18 protein-coding genes are annotated in these 17,622 nt (G+C 63.0%); 14 read left to right on the top strand and 4 right to left on the bottom strand.

Annotation, left to right across the window (positions count from 1 at the left end; translation table 11 throughout):
• Nucleotides 1-30: 30 nt before the first annotated feature.
• Nucleotides 31-849, top strand: coding sequence for an aldo/keto reductase (locus HYN69_RS14335; RefSeq protein WP_108436338.1), 819 nt, complete (start codon nt 31-33; stop codon nt 847-849).
• On the opposite strand, the gene HYN69_RS14330 is transcribed toward HYN69_RS14335, so the two are convergent.
• The 4 genes from HYN69_RS14330 to HYN69_RS14320 all read right to left on the bottom strand — a co-directional run bounded on the left by HYN69_RS14330 (nt 842) and on the right by HYN69_RS14320 (nt 5,680).
• Nucleotides 842-1,996 (bottom strand): OpgC family protein, encoded by a 1,155-nt coding sequence (locus tag HYN69_RS14330; RefSeq protein WP_108436337.1) that lies wholly within the window; start codon nt 1,994-1,996, stop codon nt 842-844. The genes HYN69_RS14335 and HYN69_RS14330 overlap by 8 nt on opposite strands.
• Before the next feature lie 121 nt (nt 1,997-2,117).
• Nucleotides 2,118-3,908, bottom strand: coding sequence for a glucans biosynthesis glucosyltransferase MdoH (gene mdoH, locus HYN69_RS14325; protein WP_108436336.1), 1,791 nt, complete (start codon nt 3,906-3,908; stop codon nt 2,118-2,120).
• Between the two features lie 3 nt (nt 3,909-3,911).
• Nucleotides 3,912-4,088, bottom strand: coding sequence for a hypothetical protein (locus HYN69_RS20665; RefSeq protein ID WP_159082489.1), 177 nt, complete (start codon nt 4,086-4,088; stop codon nt 3,912-3,914).
• Nucleotides 4,085-5,680, bottom strand: a complete 1,596-nt coding sequence (locus HYN69_RS14320; RefSeq protein WP_407925258.1) for a glucan biosynthesis protein — start codon at nt 5,678-5,680, stop codon at nt 4,085-4,087. Before HYN69_RS14320 ends, HYN69_RS20665 begins: the two co-directional genes overlap by 4 nt.
• Before the next feature lie 361 nt (nt 5,681-6,041).
• On the opposite strand from HYN69_RS14320, the gene HYN69_RS14315 reads away from it, so the two are divergent.
• The 13 genes from HYN69_RS14315 (at nt 6,042) to HYN69_RS14260 (ending at nt 17,617) form a co-directional block, all read left to right on the top strand.
• Nucleotides 6,042-6,563: a tetratricopeptide repeat protein gene (locus tag HYN69_RS14315; protein WP_108436334.1), complete on the top strand. Its 522-nt coding sequence runs from the start codon at nt 6,042-6,044 to the stop codon at nt 6,561-6,563.
• 7 nt (nt 6,564-6,570) lie between these two features.
• On the top strand, nt 6,571-7,056 hold the full coding sequence (locus tag HYN69_RS14310) for a prepilin peptidase (RefSeq protein ID WP_108436333.1): 486 nt from the start codon (nt 6,571-6,573) through the stop codon (nt 7,054-7,056).
• Nucleotides 7,057-7,246: 190 nt separating this feature from the next.
• Nucleotides 7,247-8,776: a pilus assembly protein TadG-related protein gene (locus tag HYN69_RS14305; RefSeq protein ID WP_108436332.1), complete on the top strand. Its 1,530-nt coding sequence runs from the start codon at nt 7,247-7,249 to the stop codon at nt 8,774-8,776.
• Nucleotides 8,777-9,129: 353 nt separating this feature from the next.
• Entirely contained in the window at nt 9,130-9,330 is a 201-nt protein-coding gene (locus HYN69_RS14300; protein ID WP_108436331.1) for a hypothetical protein, read from the top strand.
• Between the two features lie 201 nt (nt 9,331-9,531).
• A complete protein-coding gene (gene cpaB / locus HYN69_RS14295; RefSeq protein WP_108436330.1) occupies nt 9,532-10,566 on the top strand; it encodes a Flp pilus assembly protein CpaB in 1,035 nt (344 codons plus the stop codon).
• A 62-nt stretch (nt 10,567-10,628) separates the two neighbouring features.
• Nucleotides 10,629-12,050: a type II and III secretion system protein family protein gene (locus tag HYN69_RS14290; protein ID WP_108436329.1), complete on the top strand. Its 1,422-nt coding sequence runs from the start codon at nt 10,629-10,631 to the stop codon at nt 12,048-12,050.
• A complete protein-coding gene (locus tag HYN69_RS20660; RefSeq protein ID WP_159082488.1) occupies nt 12,028-12,222 on the top strand; it encodes a hypothetical protein in 195 nt (64 codons plus the stop codon). The genes HYN69_RS14290 and HYN69_RS20660 overlap by 23 nt, the downstream gene beginning before the upstream one ends.
• A gap of 85 nt (nt 12,223-12,307) precedes the next feature.
• Nucleotides 12,308-12,811: a TadE/TadG family type IV pilus assembly protein gene (locus tag HYN69_RS14285; protein ID WP_108436328.1), complete on the top strand. Its 504-nt coding sequence runs from the start codon at nt 12,308-12,310 to the stop codon at nt 12,809-12,811.
• Nucleotides 12,805-13,488, top strand: a complete 684-nt coding sequence (locus HYN69_RS14280; RefSeq protein ID WP_108436327.1) for a TadE/TadG family type IV pilus assembly protein — start codon at nt 12,805-12,807, stop codon at nt 13,486-13,488. Before HYN69_RS14285 ends, HYN69_RS14280 begins: the two co-directional genes overlap by 7 nt.
• Nucleotides 13,489-13,546: 58 nt before the next feature.
• Nucleotides 13,547-14,719 carry an AAA family ATPase gene (locus tag HYN69_RS14275; RefSeq protein ID WP_159082487.1) on the top strand — a complete coding sequence of 391 codons (1,173 nt, stop codon included), beginning with the start codon at nt 13,547-13,549 and terminating at the stop codon, nt 14,717-14,719.
• Nucleotides 14,716-15,261 carry a L,D-transpeptidase gene (locus tag HYN69_RS14270; protein ID WP_108436325.1) on the top strand — a complete coding sequence of 182 codons (546 nt, stop codon included), beginning with the start codon at nt 14,716-14,718 and terminating at the stop codon, nt 15,259-15,261. The genes HYN69_RS14275 and HYN69_RS14270 overlap by 4 nt, the downstream gene beginning before the upstream one ends.
• 28 nt (nt 15,262-15,289) lie before the next feature.
• On the top strand, nt 15,290-16,657 hold the full coding sequence (locus HYN69_RS14265) for a CpaF family protein (RefSeq protein ID WP_108436324.1): 1,368 nt from the start codon (nt 15,290-15,292) through the stop codon (nt 16,655-16,657).
• Between the two features lie 3 nt (nt 16,658-16,660).
• Nucleotides 16,661-17,617: a type II secretion system F family protein gene (locus HYN69_RS14260; protein ID WP_108436323.1), complete on the top strand. Its 957-nt coding sequence runs from the start codon at nt 16,661-16,663 to the stop codon at nt 17,615-17,617.
• Nucleotides 17,618-17,622: the final 5 nt, after the last annotated feature.

Raw genomic sequence — 17,622 nt, 5'->3', positions numbered from 1 at the left:
GATAAACCCCCGAATGAAAAGGAGACCGCGATGCACCAGCACCTGCCGCTGAACGATGGCCACAGCATCCCGCAACCGGGCTTCGGCCTGTGGCAAGTTCCGCAAGACCACACCGCCCGCGTGGTGCGCGAAGGGCTCGCCGCCGGATACCGCCTGATCGACGGCGCTGCGATCTATGGCAACGAATCCGGTCTGGGCGAAGGCTTGCGAACCACCGACATCCCGCGCGACGAGATTTTCGTGACGACCAAGGTCTGGAACGACCACCACGGCTATGATGCCGCCCGTCGCGCGGCGCATGAAAGCCTGCAACGCATCGGCTGCGGCTATCTCGACTGTCTGCTGATCCATTGGCCTTGCCCCGACCATGACCGCTACGTCGAAACCTGGAAAGCCCTTATTGCCCTGCGCGACGAAGGGCTGGTGCGGTCCATCGGCGTGTCGAACTTCATGGCCCCGCATCTCGAACGCATCATCGGCGAAACCGGCGTCACGCCCGTGCTGAACCAGATCGAACTGCACCCGCGCCTGACGCAAGCCGACCTGCGCGCGCTGCACGCCAAGCTTGGCATCCTGACGCAAAGCTGGACCCCGCTGGGGCAGGGCAAGACCTTTACCGCCCCCGCGGTTCAGACCGCAGCCGCCCGCACCGGCAAAAGCCCCGCCCAGGTCATCCTGCGCTGGCATGTGCAGCTTGGCTGTTCGGTCATCCCGCGCTCGACCCGCGCGGAAGGGCTGGCCGAAAACCTGTCGCTCTGGGATTTTGCGCTGACCGAAGCCGAGATGGCGGCGATTGCGGCGCTCGACGCAGGCGAACGCACCGGTCCTGATCCCTTGCTGTTCAGCTAGGCGATTTCGGCCAATACTGCCGGGCGGCGGCCAGCGCGAACTGCGCCGCCAGCCCTACGGCCAACAGCCCCGCATCCAGCGCCACGCTGTCACCCAGTGCATGCTTGACGCCCTGAAACCCGATGCACAGCACCGATCCCAGCGCAAAGACTGGCAACGCCTGACGGCCGAGCAGCTCGAACGGCTTGCCGAACACGCTGCCGCAGGCACGGCGCACGGCCGGAAAGCTCGACAGGAAATAGGCCAGCGCCAGAATGTGCAACAGGCGGGGCGCGGTGACATAGCTTTTCTCGAAGGCGGTCAGAAACCACGGAAAGCCAAGCGCGTCCTGCAACATCCACAACGCGTGCCCCATCGCTTCCGAAACCGGCTGAACCTGCGTTGCGACCGCCGCGAACAGCACGAACCCGCCGGTCAGCACCTGCAACCAAAGCCGCACCGGCACGAAGCGCCGCCCGTCCTTCATTGCCACGCCGGTCAAAAGGCCGGTGACAAAGATCAGCTGCCACGTCAGCGGGTTGAAGAACCAGTTGCCGGGCGTGGGATAGTTCGGCATCCCCAGATGCCACTGCCCGGCCACCGCCCAAAGCATGACCGACCCCGCCATAAGCCAAAGCGGCTTCCTCCACGCCGCCATCAGCAGCAAGGGCGCAACGGCCAGCAGCACCAGATAAAGCGGCAGGATGTTCACATAGCCGAACTGGTGCGTCAGGATCGTCAGCCCGACAAAGGTGCGTAAGGGATCGATGAACAGGTATTTCATCTGGTTCAGGAACAGCACCTCGGCATTGCCCAGAAACACCGCCACCGCCGATGCCGCCGCAATCGCCGCCATCGTGGTCAGGATATGCACCATGTAAAGCGTCCAGACCCGCTTCCACACCCGGCCAAAACCCGACCAAAGCCGCATCGGTGCCTTGAAATCCAGCGAATAGGCCAGCCCCGCCGCGATCCCCGACATCAGCACGAAGCCTTCGGCCGCATCCGAGAACCCGAAATTGCGCGAGGTGTAATTCTCGAACGCATTCCCGGGCACATGGTTGATGAAGATCATCACCAGACACAGCCCGCGAAACACGTCGAGCCGCGGGTCGCGCGGCGCCTTGACCCTGACGGGGGGAATGATCGTTGCAGTCTGGTCGTTCATGGCTCACCGGTGCGCCGCGCCCGCGCGCTGCGGTCCGGCAAATCCGGCGCGTCATGCCCTTAGCCCGCGTCCGCTGCAAGTGAAACCGTTTTGTGACGGACCGCTCGGCAAAGCTCCGCCGTCAGGCGCGGGCGGGTCGCGGCACCTCCGCCACGGCCTCGGGCAGGGGGGCCGCGACCATCTGCCACCGCTCCATCACGGCGGCTTGCAGGCCCATCACCTGCGTGGGCGCGCTTTCCATCGGCGTCAGGAACAGGTCCGTCCGGCTTGGATGCGACGACCACGCGATCAGCACGGGTGCCAGCACCATCGGCAGCGCAACCGGCAGCAGCCACAAGACCAGCGCAGGCGCGAACCATTGCGCCGCCCCCAGCACCACCACTCCCGTCGTCACGATCCAGTGCGAAGCGGCCCAGGCATCGCCAAAGCCCAGCGTCCCGTCGCCCCGCGTCTGGGCGGGCCAACCGCCATCGGCCCCGCGCAGAACCTGCATCACCGACCGCGTCTGGAACATCAGGAACAAGGGCGCGGTGATCGACGAGAACAAAAGTTCGGTCAGGGTCGACGCTATCGCCCGCATCGTCCCGCCAAAGCCCCGCGCCCGCCCGCGCAGACCTGCGTCGATCACGATCAGAACCTTGGGCAGGAACAGCAGCCCCACCACCCCGATGGCCAGCCCCAGCGCCTTTGACACCTGGCTTACGGGCAGCACCGGAAAGGGCCAGCTTTCGATCGGGAAATAATCGATCGGCGGTGTGAACAGCGGGGCCGCGATGGAGGCGGCAAGAAAGGCCAGCCAGAACACCGGCGCGATATAGGCAAGGATGCCTTGCAGAAACACGAAACGGCTCCAGGGCTTCAACCCCGGAGCCAAGAGCAGCCGCGAATGTTGCAAGTTGCCCTGACACCAGCGCCGGTCGCGCTTGGCGTGGTCGATGATGTTTTCGGGGCCTTCCTCGTAGCTGCCGGTCAGGTCGTCATCGACCCGCACCACCCAGCCCGCCCGCGCCAGAAGCGCGGCTTCCACATAGTCATGGCTCAGGATATGCCCGCCAAAGGGCGGCTTGCCCGACAATTCCGGCAAGGCGCAGCTTTCGGCGAAGGCCCGCAGCCGCACGATGGCGTTATGCCCCCAGAACGGCCCCGTCCGCCCTTGCATCATCGCAAGGCCCCGCGCGAAGATCGGTGAATAGAACGCCCCCGCGAACTGCATCGTCCGCCCGAACCGCGACCGCGCCTTGATTATGACGGGCAGCGTTTGCAACAGGCCCAAGCCCGGTGCTGCCTCCATCCGGCGCACCATCTCGACCATGGTTTCGCCTTCCATCAGGCTGTCGGCGTCCAGGATGATGCCGTAATCATAGGCCGCCCCCGACCGCTTGATGAAATCCTCGATATTGCCGGCCTTGCGCCCTTTGTTCTTGTCGCGGCGGCGGTAAAAGATCCGCCCCTCGCCATCGGTGTCGGTGATCAGCCGCAGGAACCACATGCGTTCGCGCGCCGCGACCGCATCATCGCGGGTGTCCGACAGGATGGCGAAATGGAACAGGTGGGCAAAGCCCGTGGCGCGAAGCGACGCTTCCATCGCCGCGATCCGCGCGAATGTCGCCACAGGGTCTTCGTTATAGACCGGCACCAGAATGGCCGTCCGCGCCGTGATCGGCCCGCTTTGCCGTGGCACGAACGGCGGCCGCGTCGTCAGCCCCGCCAGCGCCGTCACCGCCCCCCAAGCCAGCCAGAAGGTTGACGCGAAGATCAGCGCTGACCGCAGGATGTCGAAACTGTCCAGCCCGTCTGCCGCGCCGAATTGCAAGAACAGCAGAAACCCGCCGTAAGCCGCCGAAATGCTCGCCCCCAAAGCGACTGTCCGGGTGAGGATCACCCGGCCTTGCAAGGGGGCTGCGGGGGTCATGGCTTAATGCCCGGCCTTGTGGGCAGGCGCGGGACGAAGGCGGAACAGGGCCAGCAGCCCCGACGTCAGCGGCGATTCAACCGCCTGCACCGGCATGGCAAGCGGTGCCTCGGGCAGGCGGCCCAGATCCTCGGCCAGCCGGTCAAGATCGAACTGTTCCTGTTGTGACAGGTCGGTCATTTCGCATTGATCCATTGATAAAGCCAGGTTTCGGTGAGCTTGCGCCCGTAGCCAGCTATATGGCCACCCAGTTCCACAACGGCAGCATCCGCCGCGGAAATGTCGATCACGAGCCGCCAAATATCCGTATCTGCGATTTTTTCCAGCGTCGTGCCTGTCAATTCACCGTTCGCGATGGTGACGACCGGCTCGACCGCCGCGTCGGCTTCCAGCTCGGCGAGCATGCCGCCCTTGAAATCGACCACGAACTTGCGCGTGCCCTGCTGCACCTCGACACCGGAAATCCCGCCATGTCCGGCGCGGGTTTCGTGCACGATGGCCAAGGGCGCGGTCGGATCGTCGGGCAGGTCGCCCCAATACAGCCGATAGGCGAATTCGCGGGCATCCCCCGCCTTGACCGGCGCTTCGGGCACCCAATAGGCGACGATGTTGTCATTACCTTCGAGGTCGGACGGAATTTCCACCAGACGCACATGCCCGACGCCCCAATCCCCCATCGGCTCGACATCCAGCGACGGGCGGCGTTCATACCGCGCGCCGGTGTCCTGATAGCTGTCAAAGGCCCTGTCGCGCTGGTGCAGGCCAAAGCGGCGCGGCGCGGTTTCGGCGAAATACGACCCCGTCAACTGCGTCGGGTTGTTCAGCGGCCGCCAGATCACATCGCCATCCGAACGCTCGATCCGCAACCCGTCGCTGTCATGCACGTTGGGGCGGTAATCGTCGAAGCGGGCGCGGTTCTTTTCCGAAAACAGGAACATCGAGGTCAAGGGCGCAACCCCCAGCTCGGCCACGTCCTGACGGAAGAACAGACGACAGGTGATCTCCATCACAGTCTCGGTTCCCGGCGTGATGATAAAGCGGTAGGCCCCCGTGACGCTTTGCCCTTCCAGCGTGGCATAGACGGTGATCGTATCACCCGCCCCGCGCTGCATGTAAAAGCGCGAGAAGCGGGGGAATTCCTCGGCCCTGTCGGTTGCGGTGTTCAGCGCAAGCCCCCGCGCCGAAAGCCCGTAAGCCGAATTGCGCCCCAGCGCGCGGAAATAGCTCGCCCCGACAAAGGCGGTCAGCTCGTCCCATTTGTCGGGCCGGTTCAGGGGCGTGTTCAGCCGGAACCCCGCCACGCCGGGCAGCTTGGCATGTTCGGGCACGCGCTTGGCAAGGTCGTTGAGATATTCGAAATCGTCGGTCGAGAATTGCATCTCGGTCGCGCTCTCGCCCGTCACCTCGAAGATGCGGACGGGCTCGGGGAACAGCCAGCCCATATGGAACGCGGCCAGCTGGAACCGGCCGTCGCTTTCGGCCCAGCGCGCACGATCGTCGCGAAAGCGGATCAGGCGGTAATCATCGTAGTTCAGGTCGCCCAGAAACCCTTCGGGCGCGGGGGCGGTGACATGCGGCTTGGTTGCCAGCAGCCGCATCTCGTCGCTCAGGACGTCAAACGAGAATTTCTGCGGCGCAGCAGGGGCCGCCTGTGCCGGTGCGGCGGTGTCCTGTGCGCCCGCAGCCCGCGGCCAGCCAAGCGCCGCAGCCGGCGCGAGCGCCGCCGCCATGGCCAGCAGCGCACGACGCGAAACGGGGTCGTTCATCGGCATATTTCCAGACATAAGCTCTATAACCCAAGGGTTTCCGGCGCAACGACGCGGGCGCGACTCAGGGCGGGATATAGATGCGACAGCAAGCGGACTGCAAGCGGGCTTCAACAGCCTGTGATGCGACAGGCGATAAACTGCTACGGGTTTCGGGGGGCTTTGCACAGAAATTGCGCGCCCGCCATGCTGCAAGTGCGAAAGTTGCGCGCAGAGTCACCAGGCACGCCTTGGCAGCGGGACGGTCCTGTCAAATGTATGGGGGTTTCGTGTCGATTTTGCCACAAGCGCGCCGCCGCCGCGTCGGGCGCATTTACGGACTTAATTATTGTTAATATGATTGTTTCAATCTCTTTGGGGTAAAGTCATGCGTGCGATCCTTCTTTGCAGCGTCTTTCTCGGACTTGCCGCTTGCACCGAAAACTCGTTGGGCAACCTGTCCAGCACTTCGGACGGTGCGGCTTCGGTGGCCGATACCTCCAACGTCGCCTATTACCCCGACGACCAATACATCGTCTCGGGCAAGACGCAGTTTGCCGAAGGCAATTACGGCAAATCCTTCACCGCCTTCAAAAAAGCGCTCGATGTCCAGCCAAAGGACCCGCAGGCGCTGCTGGGCTATGCCGCTTCGGCCGACATGCTGCGCCGCTTCGATCAGGCCGACGCCGCCTATCGCACCTTGCAGCCGATGATCGGCAACCGGATCGAATTTCACAACAACTACGGCTATTCGCTTTTGCTGCGCGGTGATCTCAAGGGCGCGCGCAAGCACTTCCTGATCGCCTACGAAATGGACCCGGCAAACCCGATCACGGCCAACAACCTGCAAATGTTGCGGAATTCGGTGAACTATCCCAAGCGTTCGGCGGGCGACCTGCAAGGGATCTGACGCGGGCATGCCGGGGATCGTGGATCTTGCCGTCTCCGGTATCGCCATGGCACTTCTGGCGCGCATCGCATGGATCGACTTCCAGACCCTGAGGATTGCAAATCGCGATGTGCTGGTGCTGATCGGCACCGTCGCGGTGCTGGTCGTTCCGGGTGTCACGCCCTACGGTTGGGCAAACCTGCTTCCCGGTGTCATCCTCTTTGCGCTTGGCGTGCTGTTCTGGCTGCTCCGGTCGATGGGGGCGGGGGATGCCAAGCTGTTCTTTCCATTGGGCATCCTGATCGGCTGGCAGGGCATCGCGACCTTCGCACTTTGCCTTTTGCCGTTTTCGCTGCTGTTTCTGGGCTTGGCAAAACTGGGCGCCGCAGGACGGCTGGGGCAGGGAGGGCTTGCCACCCGTCTGGCCACCATCGGACGCGGGCGCGGCATCCCCTACGGCGTGCCCATGGCCTTTTCCGCCATCGCCGCGACCCTGTGGCGGTTAAGCCTGTAGGCTCGGCCACACCCTGCGGTTGGCTGCGTTCTTTACAGAATCGTCAAAAGTATTAATACTTATTAATTAGATGGGGGCGTTCCGCCGTTTTGGCGGTCAGACTATCCACAGCAGGGGCCCGCCCCCGCTGCGGATAGCGGCTTCATCTGTCCGGGCCGGTCAGGCCGCTTGAATGCACGGGTCTTGATTGATGAAGCACTTTCTCCGCTCTGAAACCGGCTACGCCTTCCTTCTGACGCTGATCTTTTTGCCTGTGTTCATGGGCGTCAGCCTTCTGGTGATAGATGTCGGTCGCGCCCATAACGCGCAGCAAGACCTGCAGGCCGCAGCCGATGCGCTCGCCCTCGCCGGAGCGGCCGAGTTGGACGGCCAGCCGGCCAGCCGCGCCCGCGCCAAGACGGCTATGGCCAAACTGTCGGGGGCCGCGTCGAACAGCGTCAGTTTCCTTGGCCTGCCCCCGAACGCGGGGGCGGTCACGCTGCCCTATACCGTGGACAGCACGGCCCCGTTTCAGGTGACCTTCCTGAAAACGATCCCCCTCAGCGATGACGATGTGATCGGCGGCAAATATCTGACCGACAATGTGGCCAAATCCGATTTCGAAGCGCGTTTCGTCCATGTCTTCGCCCGCAGCAACAATCTGGCCAGCTTTTTCTTCAGCCCGGCCACGCGCAAGCGGTCCGAACTGCTGATCGGCGCGACCGCGGTCGCAACGCAATCCCGCTCGACCTGCGATCTGACGCCGATGTTCATGTGCAGCCCGTTCAGCGGCCAAAAGAACCCCTCGGCCAAGGATCGCCTGCTGACGGCCTTTGCCGCCGGAGACCTGCATGGCCAAATGTTCAAGCTGCAAACCAACCCGTCTGGGTCGCTGGTGTCCGGCAATATCGGCTATCTCGACACCATCGGCAGATCGACCGATGCCGTCTCGCGCGGTCTTGCGGGCGAACCCTATCCGCAATGCATCGAACTGACCGATCAGGTGATCCCTAAAACCGGCGCGGTCGCCTCGGCATGGGACGGCTTCAACGTCCGCTTCGACATCACCTCGAAAGGCGGGCCGACCTCCTTCGCGGCAAACACCGCCTTTCCCGCCGCAAAGAATGTCCGCAAGGGCTGGCCCGTCGGTCAATGCGAACTGACGGGATCGTTCAAGGGTCGCCAGGATTTCACCCAATTCCCGCGCTTTTCCGACAATCGCGGCCCGGCGATAGATGCGGTCCGCAATTCGGGCACATGGAACCTGACCCAAGCCGTCACCATTCCGAACAGCAAGAAGAACGCGCCGTCTTACATCTTCCCCGCCTATTGGCCGACCCTCTATCCCACCACCCCCCTGATCGAGGCCAATGTCACCAGCTACGCGGGCAAGCAGCCGTCGCGCTATGACATCTATATGTATGAACAAAAGATGGGCCTCGTAAGTACCGCCTCGGCGGGCAATGAAACCGGACTTCCCAGCTGCATCACCAAAAAGACCGATACCAGTTGGGAGGACCGCCGCACCATGCTGATCGCCATCGTCGATTGCGACGGCAGCACCAACGGAAACGCGCCCCTGACTGTCGACGCCTATGCAAAGGTGTTTCTGGTAAACCCCGTGACCGGCGCGCTCGATACCGGATCGGACACGCTCGACATCGAGATCGTCGACCTGAGCGAGCGCAGCAACGGCAGCATCCGGAACTTCATCCGCGATGACATCGTGCTGGTCCGCTAGCTGATGATGGCGAAATCAAGGCAGGCGGGGCGTCCGCGCCCGCCTCGCCTTGCCGCGAATCGGTTCGGCAAAACCACACAGCCATTGGGGTAGTTCCAGACAAACTTTCGTCTTTTCAGTAAGTCTTGCGGCAGTATTGCATGGCCAGAGGGCAACATTGCCACCTGATGGCGCGGTTAAACATTCAAATAGTTAACAATTGTTAACGTTTGCTTGACCAGCGCCCCGTCGGTGCGGCATCTAAAGATCATAACAAGTGCGGCAAAAGTTAGACGGTGGGCTGAATGAAGTGAGGCGGCGCTTGGTGGGGGCTGGGCGCCATAAAAATCGATTGAACCTTGGAGAACAGAACAATGCTTGCAACGATTGAATACCTGAAAAACCGCTTCGTGCGCGACGAAGACGGCCTCGCACTGACCGAATACCTCGTGCTTCTTGGCCTGCTCATCGGCGGCGTGATCGCTGCCGTGCTCGCCTTCAGCGGCGGACTTGCTGGTGCATGGAACAGCTGGGGCACCTTCTTCACCAGCGCAAACATCACCTACAAGCCCTGATCGTTCCACGATCATCGCACAGACCGGCAGCACCCAAAGGTGCTGTCGGTCAAGCCATTAAGCCATTCGCATACTCCAAAGACCAGCGTGTCCTGCGAGTCGCACATTTAATAAACCTTAATTAACCCCTTCGGCTCGTGACGGTGCTCTGGTAAATTCTTCTGGATCGGACCGTGACGAAATAGGGCAGGAAAAATCGAAATGCGGGCTTCGACCGTCATAAGTTTTGCCGTTGCACTGGGTCTTGCCGTACTGGCGGTCTTCGGTGTGCGGGGCTGGATGCAGGCGGAACGCGCCGAAATCGAACTCTCGGCCAAGCAGGCGGATGCCACCAAAAACTATATCGTGGTCGCCAAGGGCGGCCTCGGCTTTGGCGACCGCATCACCGCCGACCGTGTCGAATTGCTCGAATGGGCCAGCGACCGCCTGCCCGCAGGTGCCTTTACCAAAATCGAAGACCTTGTCGGCGACACCGACGAAAACGCCCGTTACGTGCTTGCCACGATGGAAGCGGGCGAAATGATCCTGCCCGGCAAGATCACCACCCCCGGCCAGCGCGCCAAGCTGTCGACCGCGATCACTCCCGGCATGCGCGCCGTGTCGATCTCGGTCAACGATGTGCTCGGCGTCGCGGGCTTCGTGCTTCCGGGCGACCGCGTCGACGTGATGCTGACCCGCAACGATGGCACCGGCCCCTTCGTCGACGTGCTGCTGCAAGGCGTGCGCGTCGTTGCCATCGACCAGACCGCCGATGACCGCGCCGACCAGCCCTCGGTCGTGCGGACCGTGACCTTCGAGGTATCGACCGACGAAGCGCAGAAACTGACGCTCGCCGCCAACATCGGCACGCTGTCGCTTGCCCTGCGAAACCTCGGCGCGGGAGAGATGCAAAAGACCGATCGCGTCACCGTGGTCGACCTGAACTCGGCCGACAGTTCGAAGCGCGATCAGGAACTTGTCCGCGCTCAGGCCGAACTTGCCGCAGCCCGCGCAGCCCAAGACCAGACCAGCGCCGAGGCACTGGCCCGTGTCGCCAAGCTGGAAACCGAATTGCAGGCCCTGCGCGCCGATGCCGCGAAAGCCGCAGTCGTGGCCGCTCCGGCGGAAACGGTGGCTGAAACGGTGGCCGTAGCAGCCGCCGAGCCGTCCGCCGCCCTTCCCGATTTCGCCAATGTCGGCGTGATTAGGGGCGGACAACGTGCCGAATACCGCGTGCTGATGTTCCTCGACCAGTAGCACGCCGGAAAATCATAAAGCCCCGGCCAAAGGGGTGGGTGGACAGGAAATTGGGTTACAGCATGAAACACATACAGGACATAAAGCGGCGATTTACAGCCGCGGGTTTGCGCGGGCTTACCCTCGCCCTCGCAGCCGCATCGGTGATGTCGGCGGCAGTGCCGAACGCCGTGCATGCCCAGCAATCGCGCTTTGTCACCTTGGGCACGATGGTCGATCCGATCGTCGTCACCCCCGGTTTCACCATGACGGTCGAGGTCGACAAACCCTATACCGACCTTGTCGTGGGCAATCCCGGCGTGGCCGATGTGTTTCCGCTGACCGACCGTTCGGTCTATATCCAGGGCAACGCGCCGGGGGCCACCAACGTGGCGCTTTATGACGCCAGCAAAAAGCTGATCGGGTCGGTCATCGTTCAGGTCCGCGTCGATTTCGGCGAATTGCAGGATGCCATCGACCGCGCCGTTCCCAGCGCCAATGTCGAGGTGTCCAACGTCAACAACCGCATCCGCCTGTCGGGCGACGTGCGCGACGGGCTGGATCTGCAACGCATCGTCGACATTGCCCAGCAATATACCGCAGCCGATGTGCCGGTGGTGAACTCGATCCGCGTGGTCGACCCGCAGCAGGTGCAACTCGATGTCCGCATCCTCGAAGTGAACCGTGACGCGGGCCGGTCGCTCGGCGTGCAGCTTGCGGGCGGCGATTTCCTTGGCGCGGATGTCGCTGATGTCGGCACCCGCATCAGCGGCGTGCTGCGTCTGGCTGGCAATCAGGTCGATGTCGTCATCAACGCGCTGGAAGAAAAGGGCCTTGCCCGCCGTCTGGCCAACCCGCAACTCGTGACTTCGAACGGGATCGAGGCCAATTTCCTTGTCGGCGGTCAGGTGCCGATCACCATCAACCAGCCCAACGCCGACAACACCAGCAGCACGCCGACCACCGTGTTCCGCGACGTGGGCGTCAAGCTCAGCTTCCTGCCCAAGGTGCTTGACGGCGGCATGATCTCGCTGAGGGTGCAGCCCGAAGTGTCCGACATCGACGAAACGCTTAGCGGCACCAACGACCAGCCCGGCTTTTCCACCCGCCGCGCCGATACCACCGTGTCGCTGCTCGATGGCCAAAGCTTCGCAATCGCGGGCCTTTTGCAGGTCAGCAACGAACGCGACATCTCGCAGACCCCGTGGCTCGGCCAGCTTCCGGTGCTTGGCGCGCTGTTCCGTTCGACCGGCTTCCAGAAGCGCGAAACCGATCTCGTGATCCTCGTCACGCCGCATCTGGTCGACCCCGCCTCGCCGAACCAGCCGCTGCGCTCGCCGCTCGAGAACACCGCGTCCTCCAACGATGTCGAGATGTTCCTCTTGGGCATGCTCGAAGTCGACCGCAAGACCATCAACGGCTTCCGCTCGGGCGAAGGCGTCATCGGTCCCTACGGCCATATGATCAATCTGGAGTTCGACGATGCGCTCATCACCAAGAAGTAAGCGGCTCGTCCTGCTTTGCCTGCTGGCTGCGGCGCTGTCGGGTTGTGCCGATTACATGAATCGGCGCGACTCGGTTTCTGCGCGGGCGGGGGATGCGATGGACGCAAACCTTGCGATCCAGACGATCAACCCGCAACCGCCCGCAGCCTTCCGCAATCGCACCAACCGATGACCCCACCGGCCCCCGCGCATCGCGTGGTGGCCGGTCCCCGATCAAGCCAAAGGGAGTGATCCCCGGCCATAATGGAAAGTGAACCGTGAAGCGTCTGGCCGCGTCCCTATTCTCGCGTTTCAGAACCTCGGAACGGGGGGCGGTCCTTGCCGAGGCGCTTCTGGTCGTGCCGATGATCACCCTTTTCGCGCTCGCGGTGATCGAGTTCGGCTTTATCTTCTGGGAACGCCAGCAGCTTCAGGCAGGCGTGCGCGACGCCGCCCGTTACCTGTCGCGTTGCAACGTCGAAGCCACCTCCGCCTCGACACCGATGTGTTCGCAAGCCAAGGCCACGGCACTGGCCACCAGCTATTTCTATCCCACCGGCACGGCCACGGGCGTGGTCGCCAACCGCCTGCCCGGCACCACCTTGCCCTCGATCAGCTATGACTTCGATCCGCCCGTGGCGCAGTTCAAGAACATCACCCTTGGCACGACGATTTCGGTCACGGGCACCTACAGCCATTCCCAGTCGCCGACCTTCCGTCTGCTCCGCCTGCCCGGAATACCGCTGAGCTACAAATACTCGCTGAGGTATATCGGATGGTAACCCGCCCCTTCGCGCGCCTTTCCCGGTTCCGCCGCAGCGAAAGCGGCGTGACCCTGATCGAGGGGCTGATCGTCTTTCCCTTGATGCTGACGGTTATCATTACCTTTGTCGAATTCGGCTATGCGGTGTTCCAGTGGGAACAGACAGGCCGCGCCATCGCCATCGGCGCGCGCGTCGCGGCGGTCTCGGATCCGGTCGCGCAAGAGACCGACTTCAAGACGCTTGGCAGCTATTCCGCCGGATTGCCGGGTGACCCCGTCGGGGGCGACACGGTCAGGGTCAGTTGCGTCGGTGACGGTGCGACGGCGGGTCTGGCCAAATGCACCCAGGATTTCAACCGCATCCTCTACGGGTCGGACGGCATTTGCAAAACCGCCTATGGCGGCGCCCTTCCCGGCATGTGCGACGTCAACCCGCGCATAAAGGCGGAAAATGTGATCGTCACCTATACGCGCAACGGTCTGGGATACATCGGCCGCGATGCCGGACCTGTCGTCAACGTGACCGTGCAACTGCGAAACCTGAATTTCAGCACCTTCCTTCTGGGCCCGCTCCTCGGCATCCGGTCCATCCCCATTCCCTTCAGCCCGGTCACCGTGACCGGCGAAGACCTGTCGACCTGCAACAACCCCGCCCGCTCCGCGACCACCTTTTCGAACCCCTGCCCGACCTTGTGACGCAGCCGAACACCCGCCTTCCACAGGCAAAACAGAGTCCTGACCGCATATGAATGCCATGGAAAACGAACCGAGCAGTTTCCGCAAACCGATGCGAAAGTATTCGGTGCTTGTCGTCGATACCGGGCAAAGCGGCGCGGAAGAGATCGTCGAACTCGTCACCCGCACCGGCGATTACCGTGCCGAACGGGCGCGCATCGAATCCGTCATCACCAACCCGCATGCCCACGCGCCCGATATCGTGGTGCTCGACCTCGGCAGCCCCACGACCTCGGAACTGGAAGTGCTGGCCGAGATCCGCGGCCATTACGGCGACGTACCCGTGATCATCGTCTCCGAGGCGCTGGACGACGCGCAGATGCGCCGCCTGCTGAAGCTTAAAATCCACGACTGGCACCGCAAGCCGCTGGGTCAGGCTGATTTCCACGCCTCGCTCAATTCGTCGATCCGCAACGCCAAGCAGCTTTCCACCCGCGTCCATGCCGTTATCTCCGCCATGGCGGGGGCAGGCGGCACCACGGTTGCCATTTCCATCACCGATGCGCTGGCCCGCAGCCTTGCAAAGCAAAAGGCCTCGGTCGGGCTGTTCGATCTCGACTTTTCCAGCGGCTCCTGCGGGATGATGCTGAACCTTTCGACCACGCTGAACCTTGATTCCATCATCACCCAGCCGGAACGGATCGACCACGAATTCGTCAGCCTGATCCAGCAAAAGCACCCTCACGACTTCCACCTTTACAGCTTCAAGCGCCGTGATTTCGTCACGCACCTGAACGGCTACGAACTGGTGCTGCGCCTTCTGGATGCGGTGACGATGGAACACGCCCACACCGTTCTCGACGTGCCCTATTACGAGGTGGACTGGGCGCAGGATGTGCTTTCGGCGGTCAACACCGCCACCATCGTCTGCGAAATGAACATCCCCTCGATCAAGCACGCGCTTGACCTTCTAAAGACGATCCGCGCCCTTCCCGGTGCGCCCAAACAGGCCAATGTGCTGATCAACAAGTGCGAGACCGGCCTGTTCAAACGCTCGCGCATTCCGGCGGCCAAGCTAAAGGAACTGTTCGGCGACACGCCCTACCGCCTGTTGCCGCGCGACGACAGCACCTTTGCCGAAGCGCTCGACCGCGGCGTTGTGCCGGGTGATGTGAATGGCCGTTCGAAATTCGAGCGCGAGATCGCGCGCTACGTCAAAGACACCATGCTGACCGAAAAGGCCGCGAAATGAGGGTGCTTCGCCTTTCGCTTATGGCCTTCCTGTCGCTGGTGCTCGCCAGCCTCGCCCATGCCGAGACCAAGGCCATCCCGCGCGATCTTGGCCAGCACACGCGCCAAGTCGTGGCCTATGAGACGACCGAAAAACCCGGCACCATCATCATCTCGAACGCCGACCGCACCCTGCACATGGTGCTGGGCAAGGGTCAGGCCGCCCGCTACCAGATCAGCGTCGGGCGCGATGGTTTCACATGGACCGGCACCGTCACCGTGGGGCGCAAGGCCAAATGGCCCGAATGGCGCCCGCCCACAGAAATGCGTCAACGTGACCCGTCGCTTCCCGACATGGTCCCCGCCGGTCCTTACAACCCGCTCGGCGCGCGTGCGCTTTACCTCTACGCGGGCGGGCGCGACACGCTTTACCGCATCCACGGCACCAACAACGCGCCCTCGGTCGGCAATTACGAGACCTCGGGCTGTTTCCGGCTGACCAATGCCGATGTGATCGAACTTTTCCAGACCGTGCCCGAAGGCACAAAGGTGATCGTCAGATGACCGCAAAAGACATTTCCGGAGGACCAGCATGGTAGGGCGCTTTTTCCGCAAGACCGACGAGTCACCGCTTCCCCAGACCGGCAGCGCCGTCGCCGTCGAACCGGCGGTGGTCGATTTCTCGTCAGGCCCCGACATGGTGGCCGAACGGGTCAACCTGCACCGCTTCCTGCTGGACAAGATCAACCTCACCATCCTCGACAGCATGGAGGACAGCCAGCTTCTGGAAGAACTCCGCCCGCTGGTCCGCGATTATGTCCGCACCAACAACCTTGCGCTCAACGCCAAAGAACTCGACGCGCTGGTGTCCGATACCGCCGACGAGATGCTGGGCCTTGGCCCGCTGGAACCCCTGCTGAAAGACGACAGCATCGCCGATATCCTTGTTGTCGGCCCGAAAACCGTGTTCATCGAACGCTCGGGCAAGCTGTCCAAGACCAACGTCCGCTTCAAGGACGAAGCCCACCTTCTGCGGATCATCAACAAGATCGTGGCCTCGGTCGGGCGCCGTGTGGATGAAAGCTCGCCCCTCGTCGATGCCCGCCTTGCCGATGGCAGCCGCGTGAACGCCGCGATCCGTCCCGTCACGGTCGACGGCCCGCAGGTTTCCATCCGCAAATTCGCCAAGCGCCCCATCGGCATGTCGGGCCTTGTCGACCGCGGCGCGCTGCCGCAGGGCATGGCCGACCTGCTGTCCGCCGCCGTCGAAGGCAAGGTGTCCATCGTCGTCTCGGGCGGAACGGGGTCGGGGAAAACCACCTTCCTCAACGCGCTTTCCGCCTCGATCCCCGGTGACGAACGGCTTGTCACCATCGAGGACGCCGCCGAACTGCAACTGCAACAGGAACACGTCGTCCGCATGGAAACCCGCCCGCCCACGCTGGACGGCAGGAATGAAATCACCCAGCGCGATCTGGTCAAGAACGCCCTGCGGATGCGCCCCGACCGCATCATCATCGGCGAGGTCCGCGGCGGCGAGGCTTTCGACATGCTGCAAGCCATGAACACCGGCCACGAAGGCTCGATGACCACGATCCACGCCAACAATCCGCGCGACGCGCTGGGGCGGATGGAGCAGATGGTGGGCATGGCCGGCATGCCGATGTCGCAAAACTCCATCCGCTCGCAGATTTCCTCGGCGATCCACATGATCGTGCAACTGTCGCGCATGCGCGACGGCACGCGCCGCCTGACGGCCATTTCGGAACTGACCGGCATGGAGGGCGATGTGATCCAGATGCAGGACATCGTGCGCTACAACCGCCTTGGTGTCGACGACAAGGGCATGATCATCGGCGAATTCCGCGCCACCGGCATCCGGCCCCGCTTCCTGACCGATGTGCAAAGCATCGGGCTACGGGTCGACCCCCGCATCTTTGACCCGACCACGCGGTTCTGATCCATGTCGCTCATCCTCATCTACGCCTTCGTCTTCGCCGCGGTCCTTCTCGCCGTCGACTCGCTCCTGCGCTACGGCGTGTCACTCTCGCGTTCGCGGCGCGAGGTGAACGACCGTCTGGCACGCCTAACCGAGGGGGGCGGCAACCAGTCCGAAACCTATCGCCAATTGCTGAAGGACCGCAGCGCGACCACAGGTTGGGGCGAGCGCGGCATCATCGCGTGGATGACCCGCGTCTACCGCCAATCGGGCCTGCGCCTGTCGGTGCAGCGCCGCATGCTTTACGCTGTGGGCTTCGTGCTTGCAGGCATCGTCGCCGCCGATTTCCTCTTCCCCACGACGCTGGGTCAGGTGCTGTTCGGCCCGCCCATCGGCCTTGCCCTGATGCTGCTGTCCGTGATCCGCATCCGCTCGCGCCGCATCCGCAAATTCGTCGAACAACTGCCGCTCGCCATCGAGATCATCGTCCGCAGCCTGAACGCGGGCCACCCCCTGACCACCGCCATCGCCCTTGTCGGGCGCGAGATGGCCGACCCCATCGGCAGCGAATTCGGCCTTCTCAGCGATCAGCTCACCTTTGGCTCGGAACTTGACGACGCAATGCTCAACATGGTCGACCGCGTCGGCGCGGAAGAGCTTTCGCTTCTGGCCGTCACCGTCAGCGTGCAGCGCGGCACGGGCGGCAACCTCGCCGAAATCCTTGAAAACCTGTCCAACATGATCCGAGACCGCGGCACGATCCGCGGAAAGATCAAGGCGATCTCGGCTGAAGGGCGCATCACCTCGGTCATCATGGCGATCTTCCCCTTCGCGCTTTACACGCTGATTTCGCTGCTGGTTCCGACCTATTTCGATCCGGTCTGGGAAAGCGGCTACGGCACCCAGATCGTGGTCGCGCTTCTCGTTATCATGTCGATCGGCATGTTCATCCTGAACCGGCTCGTCCGGTTCGACTTCTGAACGGG

The sequence above is a fragment of the Gemmobacter aquarius genome, from assembly GCF_003060865.1.
GTDB classification, from domain to species: Bacteria; Pseudomonadota; Alphaproteobacteria; order Rhodobacterales; family Rhodobacteraceae; genus Paragemmobacter; species Paragemmobacter aquarius.
The sequence above is the reverse complement of the archived record's forward strand: the minus strand, read 5'-3'. Positions and strand labels throughout refer to the sequence as shown.

Coding starts and splice junctions, on each gene's coding strand:
- HYN69_RS14335 (WP_108436338.1), top strand. CDS start 31: ATGCACCAGCACCTGCCGCTGAACGATGGCCACAGCATCCCGCAACCG.
- HYN69_RS14330 (WP_108436337.1), bottom strand. CDS start 1,996: ATGAACGACCAGACTGCAACGATCATTCCCCCCGTCAGGGTCAAGGCG.
- mdoH (WP_108436336.1), bottom strand. CDS start 3,908: ATGACCCCCGCAGCCCCCTTGCAAGGCCGGGTGATCCTCACCCGGACA.
- HYN69_RS20665 (WP_159082489.1), bottom strand. CDS start 4,088: ATGACCGACCTGTCACAACAGGAACAGTTCGATCTTGACCGGCTGGCC.
- HYN69_RS14320 (WP_407925258.1), bottom strand. CDS start 5,680: ATGCCGATGAACGACCCCGTTTCGCGTCGTGCGCTGCTGGCCATGGCG.
- HYN69_RS14315 (WP_108436334.1), top strand. CDS start 6,042: ATGCGTGCGATCCTTCTTTGCAGCGTCTTTCTCGGACTTGCCGCTTGC.
- HYN69_RS14310 (WP_108436333.1), top strand. CDS start 6,571: ATGCCGGGGATCGTGGATCTTGCCGTCTCCGGTATCGCCATGGCACTT.
- HYN69_RS14305 (WP_108436332.1), top strand. CDS start 7,247: ATGAAGCACTTTCTCCGCTCTGAAACCGGCTACGCCTTCCTTCTGACG.
- HYN69_RS14300 (WP_108436331.1), top strand. CDS start 9,130: ATGCTTGCAACGATTGAATACCTGAAAAACCGCTTCGTGCGCGACGAA.
- cpaB (WP_108436330.1), top strand. CDS start 9,532: ATGCGGGCTTCGACCGTCATAAGTTTTGCCGTTGCACTGGGTCTTGCC.
- HYN69_RS14290 (WP_108436329.1), top strand. CDS start 10,629: ATGAAACACATACAGGACATAAAGCGGCGATTTACAGCCGCGGGTTTG.
- HYN69_RS20660 (WP_159082488.1), top strand. CDS start 12,028: ATGCGCTCATCACCAAGAAGTAAGCGGCTCGTCCTGCTTTGCCTGCTG.
- HYN69_RS14280 (WP_108436327.1), top strand. CDS start 12,805: ATGGTAACCCGCCCCTTCGCGCGCCTTTCCCGGTTCCGCCGCAGCGAA.
- HYN69_RS14275 (WP_159082487.1), top strand. CDS start 13,547: ATGGAAAACGAACCGAGCAGTTTCCGCAAACCGATGCGAAAGTATTCG.
- HYN69_RS14270 (WP_108436325.1), top strand. CDS start 14,716: ATGAGGGTGCTTCGCCTTTCGCTTATGGCCTTCCTGTCGCTGGTGCTC.
- HYN69_RS14265 (WP_108436324.1), top strand. CDS start 15,290: ATGGTAGGGCGCTTTTTCCGCAAGACCGACGAGTCACCGCTTCCCCAG.
- HYN69_RS14260 (WP_108436323.1), top strand. CDS start 16,661: ATGTCGCTCATCCTCATCTACGCCTTCGTCTTCGCCGCGGTCCTTCTC.